This window comes from Stutzerimonas sp. S1 (assembly GCF_025966695.1).
GTDB lineage: Bacteria > Pseudomonadota > Gammaproteobacteria > Pseudomonadales > Pseudomonadaceae > Stutzerimonas.
Window position 1 is genome coordinate 318,075 of sequence record NZ_JAOEIY010000004.1, and the last position, 25,737, is coordinate 343,811.

At 61.2% G+C, this 25,737-nt stretch carries 26 protein-coding genes; 9 read left to right on the top strand and 17 right to left on the bottom strand.

Translation table 11 applies throughout. The features are described 5' to 3' along the window. Positions 1-2: 2 nt before the first annotated feature. From N8H22_RS10735 to N8H22_RS10760, 6 genes are all read right to left on the bottom strand, one after another. Complete coding sequence (locus N8H22_RS10735; protein WP_264590492.1) at positions 3-272, bottom strand: K+/H+ antiporter subunit F; 270 nt, start codon at positions 270-272, stop codon at positions 3-5. Further along, on the bottom strand, positions 257-757 hold the full coding sequence (locus tag N8H22_RS10740) for a Na+/H+ antiporter subunit E (protein WP_264590493.1): 501 nt from the start codon (positions 755-757) through the stop codon (positions 257-259). The genes N8H22_RS10735 and N8H22_RS10740 overlap by 16 nt, the downstream gene beginning before the upstream one ends. After that, a complete protein-coding gene (locus N8H22_RS10745; protein ID WP_264590494.1) occupies positions 754-2,256 on the bottom strand; it encodes a monovalent cation/H+ antiporter subunit D in 1,503 nt (500 codons plus the stop codon). Before N8H22_RS10745 ends, N8H22_RS10740 begins: the two co-directional genes overlap by 4 nt. Then, the gene (locus tag N8H22_RS10750) at positions 2,253-2,582 is read right to left on the bottom strand and encodes a Na+/H+ antiporter subunit C (RefSeq protein ID WP_264590495.1); all 330 of its coding nucleotides are present in this window, start codon (positions 2,580-2,582) and stop codon (positions 2,253-2,255) included. Before N8H22_RS10750 ends, N8H22_RS10745 begins: the two co-directional genes overlap by 4 nt. Continuing rightward, positions 2,582-5,374 carry a monovalent cation/H+ antiporter subunit A gene (locus N8H22_RS10755; protein ID WP_264590496.1) on the bottom strand — a complete coding sequence of 931 codons (2,793 nt, stop codon included), beginning with the start codon at positions 5,372-5,374 and terminating at the stop codon, positions 2,582-2,584. Before N8H22_RS10755 ends, N8H22_RS10750 begins: the two co-directional genes overlap by 1 nt. Before the next feature lie 230 nt (positions 5,375-5,604). After that, the gene (locus N8H22_RS10760; RefSeq protein WP_264590497.1) at positions 5,605-6,066 is read right to left on the bottom strand and encodes a hypothetical protein; all 462 of its coding nucleotides are present in this window, start codon (positions 6,064-6,066) and stop codon (positions 5,605-5,607) included. Between the two features lie 167 nt (positions 6,067-6,233). Here N8H22_RS10760 and N8H22_RS10765 point away from each other — a divergent pair, with 167 nt between their 5' ends. After that, the gene (locus N8H22_RS10765) at positions 6,234-6,488 is read left to right on the top strand and encodes a hypothetical protein (RefSeq protein WP_264590498.1); all 255 of its coding nucleotides are present in this window, start codon (positions 6,234-6,236) and stop codon (positions 6,486-6,488) included. 33 nt (positions 6,489-6,521) lie between these two features. On the opposite strand, the gene pdxH is transcribed toward N8H22_RS10765, so the two are convergent. From pdxH to dinG, 4 genes are all read right to left on the bottom strand, one after another. After that, positions 6,522-7,169 carry a pyridoxamine 5'-phosphate oxidase gene (pdxH, locus tag N8H22_RS10770; protein WP_264590499.1) on the bottom strand — a complete coding sequence of 216 codons (648 nt, stop codon included), beginning with the start codon at positions 7,167-7,169 and terminating at the stop codon, positions 6,522-6,524. Between the two features lie 205 nt (positions 7,170-7,374). Then, a complete protein-coding gene (locus N8H22_RS10775) occupies positions 7,375-8,016 on the bottom strand; it encodes an OmpA family protein (protein ID WP_264590500.1) in 642 nt (213 codons plus the stop codon). Positions 8,017-8,151: 135 nt separating this feature from the next. Then, positions 8,152-9,300, bottom strand: a complete 1,149-nt coding sequence (locus N8H22_RS10780) for a serine hydrolase domain-containing protein (RefSeq protein ID WP_264590639.1) — start codon at positions 9,298-9,300, stop codon at positions 8,152-8,154. Positions 9,301-9,423: 123 nt separating this feature from the next. After that, positions 9,424-11,568 (bottom strand): ATP-dependent DNA helicase DinG, encoded by a 2,145-nt coding sequence (dinG, locus tag N8H22_RS10785; protein ID WP_264590501.1) that lies wholly within the window; start codon positions 11,566-11,568, stop codon positions 9,424-9,426. An 85-nt stretch (positions 11,569-11,653) separates the two neighbouring features. On the opposite strand from dinG, the gene N8H22_RS10790 reads away from it, so the two are divergent. After that, positions 11,654-12,118 carry a CopD family protein gene (locus N8H22_RS10790; protein WP_264590502.1) on the top strand — a complete coding sequence of 155 codons (465 nt, stop codon included), beginning with the start codon at positions 11,654-11,656 and terminating at the stop codon, positions 12,116-12,118. A 76-nt stretch (positions 12,119-12,194) separates the two neighbouring features. Here N8H22_RS10790 and N8H22_RS10795 read toward each other — a convergent pair whose 3' ends face one another. After that, the gene (locus tag N8H22_RS10795; RefSeq protein WP_264590503.1) at positions 12,195-12,785 is read right to left on the bottom strand and encodes an OmpA family protein; all 591 of its coding nucleotides are present in this window, start codon (positions 12,783-12,785) and stop codon (positions 12,195-12,197) included. Positions 12,786-12,951: 166 nt separating this feature from the next. On the opposite strand from N8H22_RS10795, the gene N8H22_RS10800 reads away from it, so the two are divergent. Together N8H22_RS10800 and N8H22_RS10805 are read left to right on the top strand one after the other, a co-directional pair. Beyond that, positions 12,952-13,443, top strand: coding sequence for a DUF6231 family protein (locus N8H22_RS10800; RefSeq protein ID WP_264590504.1), 492 nt, complete (start codon positions 12,952-12,954; stop codon positions 13,441-13,443). A gap of 2 nt (positions 13,444-13,445) precedes the next feature. Next, entirely contained in the window at positions 13,446-13,934 is a 489-nt protein-coding gene (locus tag N8H22_RS10805) for a YchJ family protein (RefSeq protein WP_264590505.1), read from the top strand. A 54-nt stretch (positions 13,935-13,988) separates the two neighbouring features. Here the strand turns inward: N8H22_RS10805 and fpr are convergent, their stop codons facing one another. Next, complete coding sequence (gene fpr / locus N8H22_RS10810) at positions 13,989-14,765, bottom strand: ferredoxin-NADP reductase (protein ID WP_264590506.1); 777 nt, start codon at positions 14,763-14,765, stop codon at positions 13,989-13,991. A gap of 117 nt (positions 14,766-14,882) precedes the next feature. On the opposite strand from fpr, the gene N8H22_RS10815 reads away from it, so the two are divergent. Continuing rightward, entirely contained in the window at positions 14,883-15,809 is a 927-nt protein-coding gene (locus tag N8H22_RS10815; protein ID WP_264590507.1) for a LysR family transcriptional regulator, read from the top strand. Positions 15,810-15,836: 27 nt separating this feature from the next. On the opposite strand, the gene erdR is transcribed toward N8H22_RS10815, so the two are convergent. After that, positions 15,837-16,487, bottom strand: coding sequence for a response regulator transcription factor ErdR (erdR, locus tag N8H22_RS10820; RefSeq protein WP_264590508.1), 651 nt, complete (start codon positions 16,485-16,487; stop codon positions 15,837-15,839). A 246-nt stretch (positions 16,488-16,733) separates the two neighbouring features. Here erdR and N8H22_RS10825 point away from each other — a divergent pair, with 246 nt between their 5' ends. Continuing rightward, positions 16,734-17,639 (top strand): DMT family transporter, encoded by a 906-nt coding sequence (locus N8H22_RS10825; protein ID WP_264590509.1) that lies wholly within the window; start codon positions 16,734-16,736, stop codon positions 17,637-17,639. Here N8H22_RS10825 and N8H22_RS10830 read toward each other — a convergent pair. Further along, a complete protein-coding gene (locus N8H22_RS10830) occupies positions 17,636-18,352 on the bottom strand; it encodes a tRNA-uridine aminocarboxypropyltransferase (RefSeq protein WP_264590510.1) in 717 nt (238 codons plus the stop codon). The two genes, N8H22_RS10825 and N8H22_RS10830, sit on opposite strands and share 4 nt — an antisense overlap. Positions 18,353-18,477: 125 nt before the next feature. On the opposite strand from N8H22_RS10830, the gene N8H22_RS10835 reads away from it, so the two are divergent. Then, entirely contained in the window at positions 18,478-18,876 is a 399-nt protein-coding gene (locus N8H22_RS10835; protein ID WP_264590511.1) for a quorum-sensing-regulated virulence factor family protein, read from the top strand. Between the two features lie 55 nt (positions 18,877-18,931). Here the strand turns inward: N8H22_RS10835 and N8H22_RS10840 are convergent, their stop codons facing one another. After that, entirely contained in the window at positions 18,932-21,337 is a 2,406-nt protein-coding gene (locus tag N8H22_RS10840; RefSeq protein WP_264590512.1) for a xylulose 5-phosphate 3-epimerase, read from the bottom strand. Between the two features lie 130 nt (positions 21,338-21,467). On the opposite strand from N8H22_RS10840, the gene N8H22_RS10845 reads away from it, so the two are divergent. Beyond that, entirely contained in the window at positions 21,468-22,877 is a 1,410-nt protein-coding gene (locus N8H22_RS10845) for an MBL fold metallo-hydrolase (protein WP_264590513.1), read from the top strand. Positions 22,878-23,004: 127 nt separating this feature from the next. Further along, entirely contained in the window at positions 23,005-24,096 is a 1,092-nt protein-coding gene (locus N8H22_RS10850; protein ID WP_264590514.1) for an LOG family protein, read from the top strand. 102 nt (positions 24,097-24,198) lie between these two features. On the opposite strand, the gene recX is transcribed toward N8H22_RS10850, so the two are convergent. After that, on the bottom strand, positions 24,199-24,660 hold the full coding sequence (recX, locus tag N8H22_RS10855) for a recombination regulator RecX (RefSeq protein ID WP_264590515.1): 462 nt from the start codon (positions 24,658-24,660) through the stop codon (positions 24,199-24,201). Positions 24,661-24,665: 5 nt separating this feature from the next. Continuing rightward, positions 24,666-25,718 (bottom strand): recombinase RecA, encoded by a 1,053-nt coding sequence (gene recA / locus N8H22_RS10860; RefSeq protein WP_264590516.1) that lies wholly within the window; start codon positions 25,716-25,718, stop codon positions 24,666-24,668. Positions 25,719-25,737 lie beyond the last annotated feature (19 nt).

Consider the following 25,737-nt stretch of genomic DNA (forward strand, 5'->3'; position numbering starts at 1 on the left):
CCTCAGTCAATGATGTCGCCATGAAGCAGATGCTTGCCGACGGCGACCGTACTGACGAAACCCATCACCGCAATGAGCAAGGCCGCCTCGAAGAACAGATCCGACGCCAGCCAGATGCCGAACAGCACGATCATCGCCAGTGCGTTGATATACAGCGTATCCAGCGCCAGGACGCGATCCGGCATGTCCGGCCCCTGGATCAGGCGTACCACATTGAGCACCGTCGCCAACGAGATGATCGCCAGACAGATGGGTATCACGTACGCGAGCATTCGAAAATCTCCAGCAGCGGCGCCTCGTAGCGCGCTTTTACTTCATGCGCCAGCGCACCGACATCCGGCGCGTCCAGTGCGTGCAGCAACAAGGTTTTGTGGTCCGGGCTCAAGCCGGCCGACACCGTACCCGGCGTCAGCGAGATGATGCTGGTCAGTACCGCGAGCACGAAATCGCTCTCGATCTCCATTGGCACCTCGATGAAGGCCGGGCTGAGCCGACTCTTCGGGCCGAGCACCAGCCTGGCGACATGCAGGTTCGCGACCACGATGTCGTAAAAAACCAGAGCAATAAAGCGACACAGCAGCAATGGCTTGCGTACCTTCGGCACGTCAACCAGAAAGTTGCGCACCAGTAGCGGCAGCGCCCAGCCAAGAAATGCGCCGAGCACCAAATGACCCACGCTCAGCGTGTTGTTCAACATCAGCCAGAGCAGCATGAGCAGTACGCTCAACGCAGGACGGGGTAACCAGCGAGCCCTCATGCCCCACCTCCCTGAATCGTCTGCAAATAGGGTTGCAGGTCCAGTAACTGGCTCGCCGTTGCCTGCAGATAGACCTGCAGCGGTTGCGCCACGACGACCAGCAACAAGCTGGCTGACAACAGCCCTGCGGCGGCCAGCAACCGTACAGGATCGGCGCTTACGCTGATTGGAATCTCCGCATTGGTCCGCCAGAACACTAGGCTTCCAGCGCGACTCAGAGCAATCAGCATGCCGAAACCGCCAACCAGTATCACTGACCACAGCCATGCAGCCTGAGTATCCAGCTCAACTGCGCGCAACAGCATCACCTTGCCAAGGAAGCCAGAAAATGGCGGCAACCCTGCCACGGAGATCGCACCTGCGAAAAACAACATGCCCAGCAGCAGCGGCTGATGTAATGCCGGTGCGGATACCAGATCGGTACCATGCTCGCCCCGCTGCCGGCCGATCAGATCGGCCAGCAAGAACAGCGCCCCGGCGATCAAAGTGCTATGCAGCAGGTAATACAGCGCAGCAGAAAGCCCCTGCGCCGTAGCGAGGGCGATGCCTGCCAACAACGTGCCGACCGATACCACCACCAGGTAGGCCAGCAGGATTTGCAGGTTGCGTGCCGCCAGTGCGCCGGTCACGCCGGCCGCCAGCGTGAGCAGCGATAGCGGCCAGAGCCACTCCTGCGCCATGTTGGCAAGCTCGCCCGCCTCGCTGCCGTAAATCAAGGTGAACACCCGCAGAATCGCGTACAGCCCCACTTTAGTCATGATCGCGAACAGCGCAGCCACAGGCGCTGTCGCAGCCGCGTAGGCGCGCGGCAACCAGAAGAACAGAGGAAGGATCGCAGCCTTGAGTGCGAAAACCACCAGCAACAGGAAGCCCGCGGCTGCTACTAAGGGCGCCTCAGCCGGATCGAGCTGCCCGACACGCCACGCCAGGTCGGCCATGTTCAGCGTTCCCAGCAGGCCGTAGAGCATGCTCACGCCAAGCAAGAAGAACGACGAGCCGAGCAGATTCAAAACAACGTAATGCACACCCGACCGCACTCGCTGGGGACCGTGGCCATGTAGCAACAGGGCGTAGGAGGAAATGAGCAGGATCTCGAAGAAAACGAACAGGTTGAACAGATCGCCGGTGAGAAAGGCCCCGTTGATGCCCAGCAGCTGAAACTGGAACAGCGCGTGGAAATTCGGCCCGCGCTCGTCGTCGCCACGACTGGCATAAAGCAACGCAAAGCCAGCCAGCACTGCGGTGACCAGCAGCATCAACGCACTCAGGCGATCCAGCAGCAACACGATACCGAACGGCGGCTGCCAGTTTCCCAGTGCATAGATGCGCAGCTGATCGTCGCCGGCAAGCAGCAGCAACCAGACCGAAAGCGGCACCAACGCCCAAGTCGCCATCAGTGACAGCAGGCGCTTGCTCGAAGGCCCCAGGCGATGGCCTAGCAGGAGCACAGCCCCCATGAACAGCGGCAACAGGATAGGCAGGATCAGTACATGCTTCATTCGCGCGGCTCCCGGCCATCCACGTGGTCGGTGCGCAGCTCACCGATGCCGCGCAGTGCCAATACCACCACGAACGCTGTCATGGCAAAACCGATGACGATAGCCGTCAGGACCAGGGCTTGCGGTAACGGATCACCATACTCCGCGCTCTTGCCGAGCACTGCCGGTGCGCCAGTCGCCAACCGACCCATGGAAAAGATGAACAGATTCACCGCATAGGAAATCAGCGTCAGCCCCATGACCACCGGAAAGATCCGCGCGCGCAACAGCAGATACACGCCGCTAGCAGTCATTACCCCCAGGGTGATGGCAAACAACGCTTCCATCACAGCACCTCCTTGCTGGATTCGTCCTGACTGACATGACCGATGTTGGACAGAATTATCAACGTCGCGCCAACTACCACCAGGTACACCCCCAGATCGAACAGCATTGCCGTCGCCAGCTCGAATTCCCCAACCAGCGGCAGGTTGAAATGGCCGAACGCCGAAGTAAGGAACGGATAGCCGAACAGCCAGCTGCCAAGCCCGGTAAGCCCGGCGGTGAGCAAGCCGGCGCCGATAACCGAGTGATAGCTGAACGGTTGTCGCTGCTGCGCCCAGACAACGCCGTGGGAGATGTACTGCAGAATCAGCGCCACCGCGGTGATCAGGCCGGCGATGAAGCCACCGCCCGGCAGGTTGTGACCACGTAGAAAGATGAACACCGAGATCAGCAGAGCCATCGGCAACAATGCGCGTGCCAAAGTATCGAGAATCATCGGATGACTATCGACAGACCAGAGCCGGCCACCATAGTCACGAATCGAATGCGGCAGGTGCAGGCCCTGCAGCATGCCGTAGATAGCCACACCGGCGATCGCCAGGACGCTGATTTCACCGAGCGTATCGAAACCGCGGAAATCCACCAGGATCACGTTGACGACGTTGGTGCCACCTCCGCCAGACAGGCTGTTCTCCAAGAAGAACCCGGCGATACTCTCATAGGGCCGAGTGAGCACTGCATAAGCCAGCAGCGCGACCATCGTACCGACGCTGCCTGCGAGCAGTAGATCGCGGAAACTACGCAGACTGCTGGATTCGACCGGCGTGCGGTCGGGCATGAAAAACAGCGTCAAGATCAGCAGGATGATCGACACCACCTCCACCGACAGCTGGGTCAACGCCAGATCGGGCGCCGAATAGCGGGCAAACGCCAGCGCCACCATCAGTCCGACCACGCTGAGCGCCATCAGGGCGACCAGCCGACGTCGATGGAAGAGCACCGTCAGCAGTGACGTCAATGCCAGGATCGCCATTCCCAACACCGTCACACCATCCAGCGGTGTCATCGCCACTGGCCCGTGAAAAGAGTCCAGCGGCGACAGTGCGACGATAACCAGCGCGAGCGCACTGATCAGCATCAGCGCCAGATAGCGCTGCAGTGAGCTATTGTCGAGTAGTTCAGTAACCTTGCGTGCCGCCAGCACCAAGCCGCCAATGACACGTTCGAAGACTTCGAGGGAGTCGACTGCAGGAAGCCCTGCGTACCAACGGAACGCCCACTGACGCAGCGAATAGATCAAAACGCCGCCAGCCAGAGCGATGAAACTCATGGCCAGCGGCAGATTGAAGCCATGCCAGATGGCCAAGCTGTACTGCGGCACGTCGCCGTTCAGACTTGCGGCCACAGCGGCGGCCAACAATGGCGCCACCGTGTAGGCAGGCAGCATGCCCACCAACAGGCAGAGCAGCACCAGCACCTCCACCGGAATCTTCATGTAACGTGCTGGCTCGTGAGGCGGGTATTTCGGCAGGTCGATCGGCTCGCCGTTGAAGAACACGTCATGAATGAAGCGCAACGAGTAAGCCACCGAGAAAGCACTGGCGAGCGTCGCCAACGCAGGGATCGTCCAGTAGAAGCTGCCCAGCAGATGCTGATCCAGTGTCTCGGCAAAGAACATCTCCTTGCTCAGGAAGCCGTTGAGCAACGGCACTCCCGCCATCGCCAGGGAGGCGACCATCGCCAGCGCGGCGGTATGCGGCATGTACTTCCACATTCCATTGATGCGCCGCATGTCGCGCGTGCCGGTCTCATGGTCAATGATGCCCGCGGCCATGAACAGCGAGGCCTTGAAGGTTGCGTGATTGATGATGTGGAAGATCGCCGCCACCGCCGCTAGCCGCGAATCGAGGCCGAACAGCAGCGTGATCAAGCCCAGATGACTAATGGTTGAGTAAGCCAGCAGGCCTTTCAGGTCGTGCTGGAACAGCGCCATCACCGCGCCCAGCAACAGCGTCGCCAGACCGGTCATACTCACTAGATAGAACCACAACTCCGAATCGGCTAGCGCTGGATACAACCGCGCGAGCAGGAACACCCCGGCCTTGACCATGGTCGCCGAATGCAGAAACGCCGACACCGGCGTCGGTGCCGCCATCGCCTGTGGTAGCCAAAAATGGAATGGAAACTGCGCCGACTTGGTGAAGATTCCGAGCAGGACCAGAATAAGGATCAGCGGATAGAGCGAATGACTGCGGATCGTGTCGCCAGCGTCGAGCACGGTACTGAGCTCGAAACTGCCGACGACATGGCCTATCAGGAGGATCCCAGCCAGCAACGCTAAACCGCCGCCGCCGGTGATCGCCAGAGCCATGCGCGCGCCCTGCCGAGCATCGGCACGGTGATTCCAGTATCCGATCAGCAGGAACGACGACAGGCTCGTTAGTTCCCAGAACATCAGCATCAGCAGGAGGTTTTCCGATAGCACGACCCCCAGCATCGCGCCCATGAACAGCAGGAAGAACCCGAAAAAGCGCCCCATCGGGTCGCTTTTCGCCAGGTAATAGCGGGCGTACAGGATGACCAGCAGGCCGATACCGAGAATCAGCAATGCAAACAGAAAACCAAGGCCATCCAGACGCAAGCTGAGATTAAGCCCCAACTCCGGCAACCAGGGCACATGCACGACCTGGGTCTCGCCAGCGAACACAGCGGAGCGTTTGGACAGCAGCAGGATCAGCGCAGCCAGCGGAGCGATGCCGGCGCCCAGCGCGCAGGCCGAACGGCCAGCACGCTCCAGCAATACGGGCAGAAAAATCCCCAGAAATGGCAGGGCAATGATCAGCGCAAGCGCCATGAAATGAACCCCTTAAGCCGTCCGTGTTGGCGGCATCTTTTTTATCCTGAGCGGGCCGACTATCAGCCCGAGCACACGCATAGACGCGCTCGATTATCCATATCGACGGGGCGAACGTCATGGACACATGTATTACGAAAAACAAAAAGGCGCCGCTTCGTCTCAGCATGAGAGCGAAACCGGCACCCTAATATGGCTATCAAAGTTCGGCTGCGGGAGTGCCGCGCCTGTCAAGGCGTGACGCGACTGGTTCCGCTGACACTCAAAATGCGGACCCGCTGGCCGACCCTGAAGACCTGATTGGGTTCAACCTCCTGCACGTAAGCCCGGATGTTGCCATCGTCTTCGCGCACGGTGATTTCGACACCCTGTGTGCGGGTGATCCCCTCCTCCGCAGCCGCGCCGAGCATGCCTCCAGCGACAGCACCGATGACGGCTGCAACGGCACTGCCACGCCCCCCTCCGACTCCGCTGCCTGCGACCCCACCTACGATAGCGCCGGCACCAGAGCCGATCGGAGTCTTCGTACCCTCGATCTTGACCGGCCGCAGTGATTCGATCGTTCCGTAACGCACAGTCTGAACAGCACGAGCCTCGTCGCGTGAATAGGTATCGCCAGTGAGACTCGAGGCACAGCCGCCGACCGCAAGCGCGATGGCAGTGAGTGAAGCGATGCAAATAGACTTGCGCATTGGTTTTCTCCTGAAAAACGAACGGATCCACGCCAGCAGATTGATTCAAGCGGCTCGGGCAAGGAAATCACTTGGCAACCAATCAGCTCTGTCGCAGCATTCTCGCCGCTCGGAACGCTATAACGCGAGCTATTGGATCGCGCTCACCCCTAAGAACGAGAATGTCCGTGGATTACTTCATCATAGCCATCACTACCGTCGCCGGCCTGGCTTTCCATGCCTGGCTCTTCTTTCGCTTCCGCCGCTGGGCCGAACGCGATCTGGCCTTGTCGATCGCCGGCAGCGATCCGGACAAACGCGCCTGGCTGTTGGCGCGCCTAGGCGAGGCCAAAGCGCGGAAGATCAAGCGCAGCGAATTGCAGGCGTGGCTGGAGCACGAAGCATTGCAATATCCCGAATCCGAGCCACGCAACGATCAGTAACAGGCCAAGCGACAACGGTTGAACTCAAGCTCTTCAGGGCGCCAACCGCCGACGTTCCCAGCCATTGGCGACGTAGCGATAATCGAGCCGATCGTGCAGACGACTGGGACGACCCTGCCAGAACTCGAGACGGTCCGGGACCAGTCGATAACCGCCCCAATGCGGCGGACAGTGTGGCGCCTGATCGAGGAAGCGCTGTTCGGTTTCCGCCAGAAGTCGTTCCAACTCCGCACGATCGCGGATCACCCGACTCTGTGGCGAGGCCCAGGCCCCCAGGCGACTGCCTAGGGGGCGAACGTGATAATAGGCGTCCGATTCCTCTGTGCTGACTTTCTCCACTCGACCCTCGATACGGACCTGGCGCTCCAGCGTAGGCCAGAAGAACGTCATCGCGGCGAACGGCTGGCGGCTCAGTTGCTGCCCCTTGTCGCTGTCGTAGTTGGTAAAGAAGGTGAAGCCGCGTTCGTCTAGCGCCTTGAGCAACAGAATCCGGCAATGAGGCCGCGCCTCCTCGTCTACCGTTGCCAGCGACATGGCATTGGGCTCAACCGGCGCCTGCTCGGTCTTCATCGCCTCACTGAACCACTGACGGAACAGGCTGAACGGGTCTTCCGGGGCGTTCAGCTCGCTGAGCCCTTCACGGGTGTAGTCGCGGCGCATGTCAGCCAGGGACTGGATCATTCACAGGTTCCTTCTTCAAAACGGGCCGGGTCAGAGATGGCGGCGGTTACCTTGCCACCACGGCGCGCCGGGGCAGACGGTATACCTTTCCCGACGATCCAACGAAGACTAGCTTATCTCGAACGCCGAAAGCCCCTCTTGACGCAACGCAAAAGCAAACGGGCCCGATTGGGCCCGTTTGCTGTAAACCTATGACGAGACAGTTCTATTTCTTTTCGGTCTCGCTGACTTTGGCAACCGCCACCTGCGTAGTCTCGACTGTCGGATCATTGTATTCGGCAACCGTCGCCAGCAAAGTGCTTTGCGGAGTGAGCAGCATCTCGACGCGCCGGTTTAGCGCGCGTCCTTCCTTGCTATCGTTGGCAGCTCGCGGCTTATCTGCGCCGAGACCACGAATGCGCAGGCGATCATGCTTCAATCCGCTGAGGCGAAATATGGCCGCCACTGCGCCTGCGCGTTCGCGGCTGATGGTGCGGTTGATCTTGTCGGAGCCAGTACTGTCGGCATGACCCAGCACGATCACAGCCGTCTTGTTGTCCTTTTCCACCAGCTTGGCAACACGGGTGATCGGGCCTAGCGTGACCGGGAGCAACATCCCTGGCCGATCTGGATTGAAAGACGAATCCACCGGCGCAGTGATGACCAACAGGTGGTCACGACGCTCCAGTTCGAAACGGCTGTCCTTGAGTGCCTCACGCAGTCGCGGCTCGTACTCATCGAGCCAGGCCTTATCGATTTTTGCCGCAGCCGGAACGACCGCTGCTGTATCGGCAGGCTTTTCATCCTGCGAGCTGCAGCCGACGATCATGAGGCAGAGAATCAGGGAAACGCTTTTCAGCAGGTTCATGTGCAGGTTCCATCGGCCGGACGAGTGCAAATTGCCCCACCGGACAAACCAGCCGGCGGAAATTGAAGCGAATGATCAAATTGTGGCTGCAAGTATCTGCCCTGCAAAGCCTAGCTCTTCAGAACTGACGAGTGGTTAACCAATGCAGTGCATGACACTACGCGCTAGAGCCTGCGCACGGGGATCCATTAGCACATATGGCCCTAACGTGTTGGTGACGAATCCGAACGCTACCTCTCGCTCAGGATCGGCGAAACCGATACTACCGCCGGCACCCGGATGGCCGAAAGACCTTGGCCCCATCGCGAAAGTCGCGTTGGCTGCTGCCGACTGATCCAGCCAGCACCCGAGCCCGAACCGGGTTGCCGTCAACAGAGTGCGGTCTTCGCCTAAGCAATGCTCACGCACCATCTCCTTCAACACCGCATCGTCCAGCAACCGCCCCTGCAACAACCCGGTATAGAACCCCGCCAGTGATCGCGCATTGCCGTGCCCATTTGCCGCAGGCTGGGCCATGCGGCGCCATTCGGGCTTGTTGCCACTGTTCATTATCGAGGGTGGGTTATTGAATGCCCGAGCGCTCAGCGAACCCGGCTCGCTCATCATCACCTTGAACAGACGTTGTGCCGCCGCATCCCCAAATTCGTTTTTGGCTCGGGTCAGGTAGGCGACTCGGTGGAACTCCTCGTCTGCCAGGCCGATATGGAAATCCAGTCCCCACGGCGCAGCGGTGCGAGCCACGATCGCAGCGCCAGGATCCTTTCCATCGATGCGGCGCAGCAACTCGCCTACCAACCAGCCGTATGTGATTGCGGCATAACCATGTCCATCACCGGGCGCCCACCAGGGCTGCTCCGCCGCCAGCGCCGAGGTCATGGCCGTCCAGTCGTACAGTGCCTCGGGCGGTAGAGGCTGCCGCAATGCCGGCAGCCCGGCCTGATGGGTAAGTAGCTGTCGCAGGGTAATGTGCGCCTTGCCGTTGGCAGCAAACTCAGGCCAGATCCGCGCAACCGGCTCATCGAGTTCCAGTCGCCCTTCGGCAACCAGCTGCAGCGCCGCGACGGCGGTGAAGGTTTTGGTACACGAGAAGAGATTGACCAGCGTATCGCCATGCCAGGGCTGCTCACCGGCGTTATCGGCTACGCCGGCCCAGAGGTCGACCACCGTTTCGCCACCTACCTGCACGCAGACGGCCGCTCCGCGCGTCTGAGTCTGTTCAAAAAGCTCACCGAAGCAGTCTTTCACCGCCTCGAAACGAAGGTCGAAATAGCCCTGTAGCTGCACGCTGTCACCTGTGTCCTGAATGATATTGCGGCATTGTTCCAGCGGCACTGCCACAAGAAAACCGTCCTCCGCGACCGCACCTACCCGCGGGCACGGCCTGCAGCGTGGCCGCGTCGTGCCGGCTTATTCGATCTCTCGTCGGAACGGTGGTAAAGCGTTGAGAATGGCCTTGCCGTAGCGCTGGGTCACCACTCGGCGGTCAAGCAACGTAATGCTGCCGCGGTCGGCTTCGGTGCGCAGCAGACGACCGCACGCCTGTACCAGCCGCAGCGAGGCATCCGGCACCGCGATCTCCATGAACGGATTGCCCCCTCGGGCCTCGATCCATTCGGCCAGCGCCGCTTCGACCGGATCATCCGGCACCGCGAAGGGAATCTTGGCGATCACCACGTGCTCGCAATAAGCTCCCGGCAAATCGACTCCTTCGGCGAAACTGGCCAGCCCGAACAGCACGCTTGGGTCGCCATCGTCGACTCGCTTCTTATGCTTGTTCAGCGTTTCCTGCTTGGACAGATTGCCCTGGATGAGCACCCTTCGGCGCCAGTCCCGTTCTAGGCCATCGAAGACGTCCTGCATCTGTCGTCGCGAAGAGAACAGCACCAGCGTACCGCGCGACTGCTCCACCAACCGTGGCAGCTCCCGGATGATCGCAGCGGTATGCGCCGCCGCATCACGCGGATCGGCCTTCAGATCGGGCACTCTGAGCACGCCGGCATCCGCATGATGAAACGGACTGGGCACCACAGCAGTAACCGCAGACCTGGGCAAGCCTGCACGCATGCGATATCGATCAAAGCTGTTCAGGGCCGTTAGGGTGGCAGAGGTCACCAGCGCACCGTAGGCGACATTCCACAGATTGCGACGTAGCGTCTCAGCCGCGAGGATCGGGCTGGCGTTGACCTCGATATCGAACAGCGCGCCACCCTCCGCGAGCGTCAGCCAGCGTGCCATCGGCGGGCTGTCTTGTGGATCCTCGACGGTGAATGCCGTCCACAATTCCCAGTTGCCCTGGGCTCGGGTCAGCAGACCGCCGAACAGTGGATACCATTCCTCGGCTTGATGACTGGCAATTCCTCCCCCGGCTTCACCATCCATCGCGTCCTTGAGCAGCTCGGCGATCCGGGTGAACAAATCGGTTAGCTTGGAAAAGCCCTTCTTCAGCTCGACTCCCAGCTCGACCAGATGGTCGGGCACCACACCACCTACAAAACGGTGACGTGGCCGCTCGCGACCCTCCATATCTTCGCCGGCCTTGAAATCCGCCAGTTGCTCGCACGCGCTGAACATGAATTGCTGCTGCGTGCGCAGTTCGCGCGCGAGCTCCGGCACACCTTCGACCAGCCTGCCGAGCTCACCCGGCAGAGGATGCTGGGCGAGCAGCTTGGTCAGATTCTTTTCCACCTGCCCCAGCCAGTCGGCCGTGGAACGCAGACGGGTGTAGTGCGCAAAATGGCCGATCGCCTTGTCCGGCAGATGATGGCCTTCGTCGAAGACGTAGAGCGTGTCGCGCGGGTCCGGCAGCACCGCGCCGCCACCGAGCGCCAAGTCGGCCAGAACCATGTCGTGATTGGTGACGATGACGTCGACCTTTGTCATGCCCTCTCGTGCCTTGTAGAACGCACATTGCTGAAAATTGGGGCAATGCCGGCCGGTGCACTGACTGTGGTCAGTGGTGAGCCGCGCCCAATCCGCATCGTCCAGCTCTTCGGGCCAGCTATCGCGATCGCCATCCCAACGATTACCGGCGAGCTTCTCGATCATGCCGGTAAACAGTTTCTGGCTTCGCTCGTCGACATCGATGCGAAAGCCCTCTTCCTCGAACAACTGTGCGGTGGCCGTCTGTGCCTGCCCTTCCTGTAACAACAGATCCAGTTTCGACAGGCACAGATAACGTCCCCGTCCTTTTGCCAAGGCGAAACTGAAGTTCAGCCCGCTGTTGCGCATCAGGTCGGGCAGGTCCTTGTTGACGATCTGTTCCTGCAACGCGACGGTAGCCGTGGCGATGACCAGCCGCTTGCCGGCCGCCTTCGCCGTGGGAATTGCCGCGATGCTGTAGGCAACCGTCTTGCCAGTGCCCGTACCAGCCTCCACTGCCACCACTGCTGGTTCGCCGTCACGGCGACCTTCGTCGTCGGCCTTGATGGCGCCAAGTACCTTGGTCACCTCGGCAATCATCAACCGCTGACCATAACGCGGCTTCAGGCTCTTGGCCTCCAGGAAACGAGAGTAGGCGCCCTGGATCTGGGACTTGAGTTCGGAACTGAGCATGGGCGCGAGGCTGTATATATTTTCAGTGTTTCAATGGGGCGGCTATGATAACGCGCGTTGCCCCGATCGCCACCGGAGATTTGCCATGACCCTATTCGCCCCGCTCTATGCTCTGCACGTGCTTGCCGCCGTGGTCTGGGTGGGCGGCATGTTCTTCGCCTGGATGGTGCTGCGCCCGGCGGCTGTCGCGACCCTTCAGGCACCGGAGCGCTTACGGCTCTGGGCGGAGGTATTTCGCCGGTTCTTTCAGTGGGTATGGACAGCGGTCGTGGCGCTACCGCTCAGCGGAATCGGTATGTGGCACCTGAGTTTCGGTGCGCTGCAAGGCGCCCCCCGCTATGTGCATGTCATGACCGGTCTTTATCTGGTCATGCTGGCGTTGTTCCTGCGTCTACAACTGCTGCAACTGCCCGCACTCAAGCGAGCGATCGAGGTTCAGGACTGGCCAGCTGGTGGCGCCATGCTAGGGAAGATTCGGAAACTGGTCGGGCTGAATCTGCTGCTAGGTCTGTCGGTGGTTGCACTCGCCAGCGCTCGCCCGCTGTTCTGAAATCCACCCGCTGCCAAAGTAACTCCGACAAAAAAGCCGGGCGCGTGGCCCGGCTCGGATGCAGCTTCGGCCCATATCAAGGACGGGCTTCGACCTCGGCCTCCACCCGACGGTTGATCGCACGACCGGCATCGGTGCCATTGTCTGCAACCGGACGAGATTCACCATAGCCAACCGCGTTCACCCGACCACCTTCCACGCCGTACTGGTTGACCAACACTTCGCGCACCGCATTAGCTCGACGCTCGGAGAGACGCTGGTTGTAAGCATCGGTGCCCACCGAATCGGTGTGACCTTCCAACACAGTGGTGGTCTGGCCGTACTCCTTCATGAAGTCGGCAAGGTTCTGGATATCACCGTAGCTGTCCGGCTTGACTACATCGCGATCAAAATCGAACTTCACGTCCAGCTCGACGCGTACCGGTTCAGCCGCAGGTTCCGGCTCGGGCATCGGCTCGACAGTTTCGACCACTGCGACGGTCTGCTCTTCGGTGCCGTTCGCCCAGCAATAGGCCGCCGCCACGCCGCCACCGATCAGGGCACCCCAACCGGCATAGGTGGAACTCTCGATTGCGCCAAGGGCCGCGCCGGTAACACCGCCGACGGCGGCACAGGTTGGCCAATCCTGCTTCTGCACGCCCGCGCAACCGGCCAGGAACGTGGTCATCACAATCACGGGTACTGCTGTCCGTAGGGTACTCATCGATAAAACCTCCGCTGTGGGTTCTTCCAGAACCGCTACCTGCCTGATTACAGGCGGCTCCGGTTACTTTCAGACTAGGCCGCCATCGGCGACCACGCTAGTCTTGAGACTCCTGTTGAGGATTATTTGCTTGATTGCCCATTCACACACACCGCAACGAGCGCTCGCCGCGCTGCTTGATCATTACCAGCCTGATCGCGTTCTGCATGTCGGTCAGAGCCTACAGCCAGCGCTGGACGCCTTCGCACAGAGCCATCCTGGCAGCCAGGTCGATCATGCGGTCGCCGCACCTCTCGAGCAGAGCATCGCCCAGCGACGCTACGATCTCGCGCTGGTCGTGGATTGCCTGGAACATCTGCCCAAACGCAACGGACTGGAACTGCTCGGTGGCATTCGCAATCTCAATGCCAGCCGCATGGCCGTGCTGATCGACCTCGCGGCCAGCGACTGGCAGGCCACTGATTTCTTTTCGCTCGGCCTGCAGATCAGCGACCGTTTCCAACGCGAGGCCCAGACTCTGACGCTCTTCACTTATGACTTACTGGAATACAAGCAGGTTCCGGACTGGCTGAACGCCAAGTTCTGGGCGAATCCGCAGATGTTCGGCAAGTATTGGTGGTGATGATGAACGCGCAAGTAACCCAGACGGGCAGCCAATGCCCATGCGGCAGCGGGGATCCGTTAGTTGACTGCTGCGGCCGTTATCATGCCGGCGCGCCCGCGCCCAGCGCCGAACTGCTGATGCGATCACGCTACAGTGCATACGTGCTCGGCCTGATCGACTATCTGAAAGCAACCACGCTACCCGCACAACAGGCAGCGCTGGACCTGGACGCGATACGCCACTGGAGTGCGGAAAGCACCTGGCTCGGGCTGGAGGTCGGGCAAAGCATTGTGTTGGGCGGGCAACCAGAACATGCCTTGGTAAGCTTCACCGCACGCTGGCACGATCAGAGCGGCGAACATAGTCACCACGAGCGTTCAGCCTTCGTCCAACGGGAAGGCTGCTGGTACTTCATCGATCCGACCGTGACGCTGAAGGTCGGCCGCAACGACGCCTGCCCTTGCGGCAGTGGCCAGAAATTCAAGAAGTGCTGTGCGGCCTACATGTAGCCGTCAGGACGTGGCCAGCGGGGCATCCTCGTGCTGGCCATGTCAGTGTTCAGGCTACTTCTCGACGAACGCGCGCTCGATCAGATAGTCACCCGGATCGCCCATGCGAGGCGAAACCTTCAGACCGAAACTGTCGAGCACCTGACTGGTTTCATCGAGCATGCTCGGACTGCCGCAGATCATCGCACGGTCGTCTTGCGGGTTGATCGGCGGCAGGCCGATGTCGCGGAACAACTTGCCGCTACGCATCAGATCGGTTAGCCGCCCCTGGTTTTCGAAGGGCTCCCGAGTCACGGTCGGGTAGTAGATCAGCTTCTCTTTCACTGCCTCACCAAAGAACTCGTTCTGCGGCAGGTGTTCGGTGATGAATTCGCGGTAAGCCACTTCGTTTACATAGCGCACCCCGTGAACCAGGATTACCTTCTCGAAGCGCTCGTAGGTTTCGGGATCCTGGATGACACTCATGAACGGCGCGAGCCCCGTACCGGTGCTTAAGAGGTAAAGGTGCTTGCCGGGCAGCAGATCATCGAGAACCAGCGTTCCGGTAGGCTTGCGACTGACCATCAACTGATCGCCTTCCTGCAGGTGCTGCAGACGCGAAGTTAGCGGGCCATCCGGCACCTTGATGCTAAAGAACTCCAGGTGCTCCTCGTAGTTCGGGCTGGCGATGCTGTATGCGCGCATCAGCGGACGCCCGCCCACTTCCAGTCCGATCATGACGAACTGCCCGTTCTCGAAACGCAGGCCAGGGTTACGAGTGGTCTTGAAGCTGAACAACGTATCGTTCCAGTGATGCACACTGAGGACACGCTCTACGTTCAGGTTGCTCATGCTGCGAATTCCTCATTCCACGGACAGGCGACTCGGCGCGAATTGCTCGGCAGTCTATAGACAGGATGCTTATCCGTTAATTAAATATTAAAGATATAGGTTATCGGTTATATCGATATGCATTTCACGCTCAGACAACTTGAGGTCTTTTCTGCCGTCGCTCGACAGGAAAGCGTTTCCCGTGCCGCCGAAAGCCTCTCGCTGTCGCAGTCGGCCACCAGCACCTCGCTAGCCGAACTGGAGCGACAGTCCGATTGCCAACTGTTCGACCGCGTAGGCAAGCGCCTGGTGCTCAACGCACTTGGCCAGCAGCTCTTGCCACAGGCCGTCGCTCTGCTCGATCAGGCGCGAGCCATCGAGGATCTGCTCAACGGCAAGAGCGGCTTCGGCTCGCTTGCGGTCGGCGCCACGCTGACCATCGGCAATTACCTCGCCACGCTACTGATCGGCGGTTTCATGCAACGCCATCCGGAATGTCGCGTGAAATTGCATGTGCATAACACCGCGCATATCGTGCAACAGATCGCCCACCATGAACTTGATCTGGGTTTGATCGAAGGCGCGTGCCAGCACCCTGACCTGGTCGTCGAGCCGTGGGTGGAAGATGAACTGGTGGTGTTCTGCGCCCCGCAGCATCCATTGGCCAATCGCGGCGCGATCGACTTGGATGAACTGTCGCGCGAAGCCTGGATCCTCCGCGAGCAGGGTTCGGGAACGCGTCTGACTTTCGACCAAGCCATGCGCCATCGACCGGGGCGGCTCAACGTACGGCTGGAGCTGGAGCATACTGAGGCGATCAAGCGTGCCGTCGAATCCGGCCTGGGGATCGGCTGCATCTCACGTCTCGCGCTGCGTGATGCCTTTCGCCGCGGCAGCCTGGTGCCACTGGCAACACCGCAACTGGATCTGAGTCGTCAGTTCTATTTCATCTGGCATTCACACAAATACCAGACGGCAGCCATGCGCGAATTTGTCGATCAGTGCCAGGCACTGACCCACGGTGTGCGCCGCAGCGATGAAATCGTTCTGCCGCCGATCGCCTGAAGGCGGCCCGGCCGCAGTCCTCAGCGATCAGGCGGTGGGAATCGAGCCCATCTGCTGCAGCAGCAATGCGGCCTGGGTGCGCGTACGGACGCCGAGCTTACGGAAGATGGCGGTGACATGCGCCTTGATGGTCGCTTCCGATACATTCAGCTCATAGGCGATCTGCTTGTTCAGCAGCCCATCGCACACCATGGTCAGCACGCGGAACTGCTGTGGGGTCAGACTGGCCAGTCCGGCGCTGGCTGCCTTGGCCTCAGCACTCACATGCCCGACGTCCTGGATATTGCTCGGCCACCAGACGTCACCGTCGAGCACGGCGCGGACCGCCTCCTGAATCGTTTCCAGTGAACTGGATTTGGGGATGAACCCGCTGGCGCCAAACTCGCGTGAACGAGCAACCACCGCGGCGTCTTCCTGCGCAGATATCATCACCACGGGCAGTTGCGGATATTGTCCGCGCAACAGGACCAGACCGGAGAAGCCGTAGGCACCCGGCATATTCAAATCCAGAAGCACCAGATCCCATTCGGCGCCTTGATTGAGGAATGCCTCCAGCTCGGCGATGCTCGCCGCCTCAACCAGATGAACGTTGTCGCCCAGCCCCATCGTCAGCGCCTGTTGCAGAGCGCTGCGAAACAGAGGGTGATCATCGGCAATGATTATTTCGTAAGCAGCCATTGGCAGACCTGTATTTTTTATTGGCGCTTTTCATCGACTTGTTCAGTCGATGCCGGCGAGTAGCCGACAAACCCCGAAAACCGATTTCAGGAACGGACCGATGTAAACATTTCGGGGCGGCATTTGGACCAATCAACCGCCCTCCTACAACAGATCAAGCGGCGCAAGCATGCCGACCGCGGAATAAGTGGTCAAGCACGATGCTTTTGTTGCAAAGTTTGCGCCTTTTCTCCAACGAGTCGAAACATGCGTAGCCAAGCTCTCCGCGCCGATTTTCTGATGCTGATCACCGCCATGATCTGGGGTACCGCCTTCGTGGCACAACGCATCGGCATGGACAATATAGGCCCTTTCCTTTTCACCGGCCTTCGCTTCGCCCTCGGCGCTCTGGCACTCCTGCCCCTTCTGCTGCATCAAGGCCGACATGCAGCGCGCCACGAACCCTTCATGCAGCGCGGCCTGTTGCTGGGCGGGCTGGCGATGGGGCTGGCACTGACAATCGGCATCAATCTGCAGCAGGTCGGTCTGTTGTTCACCAGCGTCACCAATTCGGGATTCATCACCGGGCTCTACGTGATCGTTGTCCCGCTGCTAGGTCTGGCCTTCGGCAACCGGACCGGTTTCGGCACTTGGCTCGGCGCACTGCTGGCGGTGGGCGGCATGGCGCTGCTGAGCATCGGGGAGAATTTCCAGGTTGCTTCCGGTGACTGGATCCAGCTGGCCGGCGCGTTCGTCTGGGGCGTACACGTCCTGCTGGTGAGCTTTTTCGTCAGTCGCCACGACGCTATCCGTCTGGCCTTCCTGCAGTTCGCCACCTGCGCCGTGGTGAGCCTGATCCTGGCGGCGATATTCGAGGAAGCGAACCTTGCCGACATCCGCCTCGCGGCCCCCGCACTGATCTACGGTGGCCTGTTTGCAGTGGGCGTTGGCTACACCCTGCAGGTCGTCGCACAGAAGCACGCCATCGCCTCGCACGCGGCGATCATTCTTTCGCTGGAAGCAGTGTTCGCGGCGATCGCCGGCGCGCTGTTTCTCGACGAGAGTCTGAGCATGCGCGGTTATCTTGGCTGCGTGTTGATGTTCATCGGCATGCTCACGGCCCAGCTATGGCCCGCAAAGCGGAACCGGCAAAAGTCTGAACAGCCCAGCTAGGTCTTGGCGAAAACCGCGAGCGCGCGATGCGCTGCATTATCCAGATCAGCCAGCCGGTGATGCTTCGCGCCCAGATAATGTTCGGTAAACGCATCCAGCCAAGCGTCCAGCGCTTGCGCCGCCTGCACGTCGCTAGCGAGTTCGAGACAAAGCGCCGCGACCTCGGCCGTACACAGATGCTCGCCGCGCGTCGAGCGCCGCAGACGATAGCGTGACAGCGCCTCCGGCCGCAGGCTCAGCACTGGCAGGGCATCCAGATAGGGACTCTTGCGAAACATCTTGCGCGCCTCGGTCCACGTCGCATCGAGCAGAATGAACAACGGGCGCTTGCCCGGCGCTGTCTCGACGCGCTCTACGACTCGCGACGGCGCCGCGTACTCTCCAGGAAAGACCACGAACGGCTGCCATTGCGGATCGGCGAGCAGTTCGAGAAGCCGCAGGTCGACACCGGTCCGCTGCCAGGTGAACGCATAGGTATCGGTCACCACGTCGGCAATCAGCCAGCCGGTATTGCTCGGCTTCAGCGGCTCGATATCGTGCATCAGTAGGCACACTCCGCAGTGCGACGGCACTCTGGGCTGCCAGCGGCACAGGCAATGGCTGATGGCTACCCGGCAGCGAGGACAACGTTCCGAGCGTGAGCCCCGGGCGACGAACGGCTTTAGACTCCGCGCTAGGCGTTCGTCGCGCAGACGGGCTACGGCGTGAGGCATGAAACGGCTCAGCAAGAGGACAAAGGGGCGGCAGTTTAACAGCGCACCCACGGTGCTGCGACGCCCGACGACTGAACCGCACCGTCCGCTGCCGGTCGAACGAGCGCAGTCACAAGGAGATCGCTATGCACCGTCTGACACCCCTGCTGTTACTCAGCCTCGCGCTGCCCACTGCTCATGCCGCATCGCTGCAGGACCCGCAACTGGACCAACTCCTCAATCAGGTCGCACAGCAAAGCAGCGTTGGCACCCCGCGCGCCATCAACGAAGACATCCTCGATCAGGGCTACACCGTCGACAATAACGAGCTGGTCAATCATCTCAGCGTACAACCCCGGCACGCCGCGCAGATGCGCGACAATCCTGCTCAGGTGCGCAGCCAGTTGCAAACGAGCGTCTGCGGCAACCAGGGCCTGCGTACCCTGCTGAGCAAGGGGGCTGTGCTGCGATATGAGTTCAGCGAGTACAAGAGCAACAAGCCGATCACGACCGAGCGTTACAACGCGGCCGACTGCGGGATCTGAGACGGGGTGGGCGCGACGGAAGCGAACCCATCACTTCCGTTGCCCCGACCGCTAGTCAGCGCAAGACGTCGGGGTCGCCCTTGCCCGCCACCGCAGCCGCTTCCTCGCGGGTGAGCAACGCCGTGCGCGGGACGCTGCGCAGCCGTGCACAGGCGGCCAAGACATTCGCCCAACAGGCCCGATTGGCGAATTGCATACCGACCTCGTCCAGCGTACCGCCGCGATTGCGATACCCCAGCACCGAACTCTTGCGAGCGTCCGGCAGAATCGGCCACAGGTGTCCGCGGGCCACTTCCGGACGCATGTGCGTCAGCAGCACGCGCATTTCCATGCTATCGGGGAACAGACGTACCGCCAGCCCATCGGCGCCGTGCGCCTCAACTTCCCAATGATCACGCGGCGCGCGGAAACGCCCGGGCTCCTGCAAATACACCAGCCGATAGGCACAATCGGCCTGCTTGAGCCGCTCGGACGCGCGAAGCATCTGACCCAGCTGGTAGCTGCCGTTGGCGATCAGCAGCAATGGCTCCTCACCGCGGTACTCGTCGACGACGATGGCGCCGTCACGTGCCAGCTGTTCTGCCTGGACCTGATCGAAATAACGCGGGCGCTCACGTTTGGGCATCACCATGCAGGCGAGTTCGCCACGCGCCTGGTAGATGCCAGGTAGCAGCGCCAGCGCACTGTTGTGGTCCGCCGGAAATAGCACGCGCACCATGTCGCTCATCTCGCCCAGCAGTGCCTCGCAGAACGTGGTGTCCTGATGCGACTGCTGGTTCTTGCCGTTCTCCCAGGTATGTGAGGTGGCGATCAGCGGCCAGCCGAGCCAGCCGGCCGGCCGGCCGACCTCCTTCTGCTGGCGCGCGAAAATAATGCTCTGGCGCACCGCACCGAGCATCTTCACGCAGAAGGCTTCGTAGCTGGCAACCAGATTCAATCCCCCCTGGTTGGCCAGGCAGGCCGAAACCACCGTCTCTTCGTTCAATGCGGTGATGATCTTGCCGTCGATCGCCTCAAGGTCGCTCTCCGGCTCGACGACGCGATGTTTGAGGGCCTTAAGCACCCCGCCCAGGCGATTGCTTGCCAGCTCATCGGGATTACCCACCCGCGGACGCAAGCCAGGGTTGGCCTGCGTCAGTTCGACGAAAAAGCGATCCACCGCCGCCATTGGCGAGCAGGCGTCGTCGCGGTAGTGCAGCTTCGGCATGACCGGCGCCGGCGGGCGGCGAAGCGCCAGCACGTTATCGCGCTCCAGCGGACGCCCCTGGCGGTGCTGCGCAAACAACTCTGTGGCGGCGCTCAGTTGCGCCTCCGGCACGAACAGCAGCGCGACGTGCTGGTTGAACAACTCGCGCGACTCCGCATCCAGTCGAGGATTGCCTGGCAATGGCAGGTTGTGCGCGGCGTTGCTGCCGGCGCCATAGAAACCAAAGCCCTTGACGGTCTCGGCAATGCCGTACGGAATTGGCAGCGGGTAACGGAGAATGCCCCGATCCTTTTCCTCCACCCGTCGCCCGAGGCGCAGCTCCATTTCCCAGAGCGTCGCGACAAATGCCGCGGGGTCGCGCCCATCGAACGGCAGAGGATCGAAGCCACAATGGCTCAGATGCTGCCGGAAGCTCACCATTCCTTCGTCAGTACCCAGCAAGGTGCGTTGTTCGATGCGCCGGCCGTTGGCGATCATTATCGGCAGCGCCACACCACAATCCTCGGCACGCCACCAGCGTGGCATCCAGTCACTGCCACGCTGCTCCTCCGCCGCGCCGTCGGAAAGAAAGGCCACCAGCGTTTCACCCGGCAGCGGCATATGTGCGTATTGCAGTTCGGCGAAGCCGAGATAGCCCCCTTCGGAAATGCCGCCAGCCGTATGCGGATTAACGTGACTACCCAGCGGCGCGAGTGGGCTGCCGTCGCTGGCCTGGCGATAGCCGTAAAAATCCTCCAGCAGGCGGTTGATCCCGTTCTCACCTCCACCGTACGCCTGCGCCTGCTCCGCATGCAGATTACCGGTCAGCAGATTGAGCGCATCGATGGCCGCGACGCAGTGCCCCTGACCCATCAGCCATGCGCGCGTGCTGCCGGTGAGGGCGTTGAGCGCCAGGTAACCGGCATAGGCCGGCACCATATTGAGCGCACCGCCGGTGTGACCTTCGGGGGTGCGCTTGAAATCGTCGGCATCGAGCGGCGAACCATCGAGATGGATGCGTCGCGCGTACGTCATGTGCACCACCAGCGACAAACCCGCACAGGTGACGCGATCAAGCGCATGCAGCATCCGGTAGACCGCGCCGAGGTCGGACTGGAGCCCAGCCTGGACCAACTGGTGAGCCAGACGGAACACCGCCGCCTGAGTTTCCAGCGTGTGTACGAGCGGACCGTAACCGGCGCGCCAGGCGGCGAACTCCGGCTGCGCATCGGCGTGCTGATCCAGCTCGACAAGGCTGGGCAGAAGCTGACTCATGGGATTACTCCGTCAAAAGCGGGTTGTGCGATAGTCTAGGCAGCGCTGGCTCCACTATCTCTGACATGTATCAAGACCCACCCGCAGTGGAGCGGGCACTTTGGGCACATCGTACAGACAGGAAGGCATTATGGCTTTGCTCAGTTTTCTCGGCGCCATTCAGGAAGTTACCGGGTCCTGCTATCTGATAGAGACCCATGCAGGGGCGCGAGTTCTCCTCGATTGCGGCATGCACCAGGGACGCCGCCAGGACGAAGATGACAATCGGGCGCCCTTCCCTTTCGATCCGACAGGCATAGATGCGGTCGTGCTGTCCCATGCCCACATCGACCACAGCGGCCTGTTGCCACGCCTGGTAGCCCAGGGCTACCGCGGTCGCATCCACTGCACGGACGCAACCGCCGAACTGCTCGAACTCATGCTGCTGGATTCGGCCCAGATTCAGGAAAAGGATGCCGAATGGGAGAACAAGTGGCGCGCGCGCATCGGCAAACCGATGATTCAGCCGCTGTATACGCGGCTGGACGCCGAACGCATGCTGTCGCAGCGGGAACCACACGAGTACGCCGAGGAGTTCGAAGTCGCACCGGGAGTGAGAATCACCTTCCACGACGCCGGGCACATCCTTGGCTCGGCGATCGTTCAAGCGGACGTCACCGATTTCGGCGAGACTCGCAAGCTGGTATTTTCCGGTGACCTCGGCAACACCTGCTCGCCGTTGATGTATCCGCCCACCACGCTCACCGAAGCCGACGTCGTACTGATGGAGTCGACCTACGGAGACCGCGACCACCGGGACCACGAAGCCACGCTTGAGGAGCTCTCCGACATTCTGCAACAGGCTCATCGCGACGGCGGCAACGTGCTGATGCCCTCGTTCGCCGTGGGGCGCACCCAGGACCTGATCTATTATCTCGGTCGTTTCTACCGCGAGGGTCGCCTGCCGCAACAGGCGGTATTCCTCGACAGCCCGATGGCAATCGGCGCCAATGCGATCTATGCACACTTCAAGGATCAACTGGATCTCAACGGCATCGCGCCGGCGGCAAGCATTGCAGGCAGCAAGCTCTACGCCGAGCGCTGGCTTCCCATTCTGAAGTCCACGCCGACTCCGGAAGAGTCCATGACGATCAACCGCTTCAAAAGCGGCGTGATCATCATCGCGGGCAGTGGCATGTGCACCGGCGGGCGCATCCTCCATCACTTCAAGCACAACCTCTGGCGCGAGGAATGTCACGTGGTGATCCCCGGCTTCCAGGCCCGCGGTACGCTCGGACGCGCGATCGTCGATGGGGCCGGGAGCGTCAAGCTGCTGCACCAGCGCATCGCCGTGAACGCCAAGGTGCACACTCTGGGTGGCTTCTCCGCCCATGCCGGCCAGTCCCAGCTGATCGACTGGGTCAGTCACTTCAAAAAACGCCCGGAGCTGTATCTGGTTCACGGTGAACTGGACAAGATGCAAGCCTTGCAGCAAGCGTTGCGTCAACGCCTGAACTGGGAAGCCCGCATTCCGGAACCCGGCGACCAAATCGCGCTCTGAAAAGCGAAGGCGCCCCTCCGACATCGACCGCGCCGCCGTGCATGAGCACCGGTGGCGCTTCGCACTTTTAAGATCGAGTTGCACCGCTTATAGCCTGATCGCGCCATCCCATACATGGAGAAGTTGTATGCCTTTCGAACCGGACGACTATCTTTCTCGGCACTTCAAAACCAGCGGCGTCGACCTGGCCAGCAAGATCGACGAACTCGTTGCCCTGGTCGTCCCGGAAACCAGCCCGAACCTGCCGCTGTACCGTGAAATGCTGGTCACCGTGATGCGCATGGCGCAGGCCGATCGCAGCCGCTGGGATGCCAAAATTCTTCTACAGACGATGCGCGAGATGGAGCACGCGTTTAGCCGCCTCGACCAGTTCAAGCGCCGCCGCAAGGTCACGGTATTCGGCTCGGCGCGCACGCCGATCGAACATCCGCTTTATGCGTTGGCTCGGCAGCTGGGGGAAACCCTCGCCCGCTACGATCTGATGGTCGTTACCGGCGCAGGTGGCGGCATCATGGCCGCCGCGCACGAAGGCGCAGGGCTGGACAACAGCCTGGGCCTGAACATCACCCTGCCCTTCGAGCAACACGCCAATCCCACCGTGAATGGCACCGACAATCTGCTGTCGTTCCACTTCTTCTTCGTACGCAAGCTGTTTTTTATCAAGGAGGCGGATGCGCTGGTGCTTTGTCCCGGGGGGTTCGGCACGCTGGACGAAGCCCTGGAGGTGCTGACGCTGATCCAGACCGGCAAGAGTCCGCTGGTCCCGGTGGTACTGCTGGACGAGCCTGGCGGTTCGTTCTGGAAGGACGCCCTGCAGTTCATGCGCCGTCAGCTGGAGGACAACCGCTATATCCTGCCCAGCGACATGCGTCTGGTGCGCCTGGTATATAGCGCCGAGGAAGCCGCCCAGGAAATCGCCACCTTCTACCGCAACTTTCACTCCAGTCGCTGGCTGAAGGATCGCTTCGTACTACGGATGAACCACCCGCTGAGCGACGCTGCGATGGCGCACATCAACGCCACGTTCGCCGATCTGTGCCTGAGCGGCGGATATGAACAACAACCATGCTGCGAACTGGAACTCGACGAACCGGAACTGCAGCGTCTGCCGCGCCTGAGCTTCGCCTTCAACGGCCGCGACCATGGCCGTCTACGCGAACTGACGGACTACATCAACGAGACGGCGAACTGGGCAACACCCCTGCCTAGCGAAGACTGACCAACCACGGGCACCGCGCGGTTCAGGCGGTGCCGCAGCCAAGGTCTGGCACATATCTTCCGACCTACCTGCCACAAACAGCCGAGCACCACTGGCACGAAGTCAGTCGCGCGCGCCGCGTAGCAATCGCCCAATCAGATCCAGTGGATAACCACGGTAGCTGAGGAAGCGCCCCTGCTTGGCCCGCTCGCTGGCATCACCGGGCAGCTGTCCGGCGAACTTGCGTCGCCAGACCTCACGCAGCTGCTCGTTCCAATCGAAACCACTGTCGCGTATCGCCTGCTCGATCGCCTCGCGAGGCAACCCGCGCTGAGCCAGCTCCTCGCGGATGCGCAACGGCCCGTAGCCGGCATTCGCCCGGCTTCGAACAAAGCTTTCGAGATAGCGGGATTCCGACAGCAAGCCCTCGGAGCTCAAGCGATCCAGGGCTTCCTCGATCAATTCGTCAGCGGCGCCGCGCTGGCGCAACTTGCGTGACAGCTCAACGCGCCCATGTTCACGGCGCGCCAGCAGGTCCATCGCCACGCGCCGCACGGCGGCGGGGTTATCGAGCACGACGGACATGTCGATCAGAAGTCAGCGTCGACCAGATCTTCGCTAACCGCGGTGCCGGTAGCAGCCTTGCTACCGGCAGAAACTACCAGCAGCTTCTCGCGAATCTGCTGTTCGATCTCGCGGGCGATTTCAGGATTGTCTTCCAGATACTTCGCCGCATTGGCCTTGCCTTGGCCGATCTTGTTGCCTTTGTAGGCATACCAAGCACCGGATTTCTCAACCAGGCCCTGCTGTACACCGAGGTCGATGATCTCGCCGTTGCGGTAAATGCCCTTGCCATAGAGGATCTGGAACTCGGCCTGACGGAACGGCGGCGCCACCTTGTTCTTCACCACCTTGACGCGGGTTTCGCTGCCGACCACCTCGTCGCCTTCCTTCACCGCGCCGGTACGACGGATATCCAGACGCACCGAGGCGTAGAACTTCAGCGCGTTACCGCCGGTGGTGGTTTCCGGGCTGCCGAACATCACGCCGATCTTCATGCGGATCTGGTTGATGAAGATGACCAGGCAGTTGGCGTTCTTGATGTTACCGGTGATCTTGCGCAGCGCCTGGGACATCAGGCGGGCCTGCAGGCCGACGTGGGCATCGCCCATCTCGCCTTCGATCTCGGCCTTGGGCACCAGCGCGGCCACGGAGTCGACGATGATCACGTCGACCGCATTGGAACGCACCAGCATGTCGGTGATTTCCAGGGCCTGTTCGCCGGTATCCGGCTGCGAAACCAGCAGGTCGTCGACGTTGACGCCCAGCTTGCCGGCGTAGTCCGGGTCCAGTGCGTGTTCGGCGTCGACGAAGGCGCAGGTGGCGCCCATCTTCTGCGCTTCGGCAATGACCGACAGCGTCAGAGTGGTCTTGCCCGACGATTCGGGACCATAAATTTCGACGATACGCCCCTTCGGCAGGCCACCGATGCCCAGCGCGATATCCAGTCCCAGCGAGCCGGTCGAAATCGCCGGAATCGCCTGACGATCATGATCGCCCATACGCATCACCGCGCCCTTGCCGAACTGCTTTTCGATCTGGCCCAGAGCTGCGGCCAAGGCGCGCTTCTTGTTCTCGTCCATTACCATCCTCACTTGATCA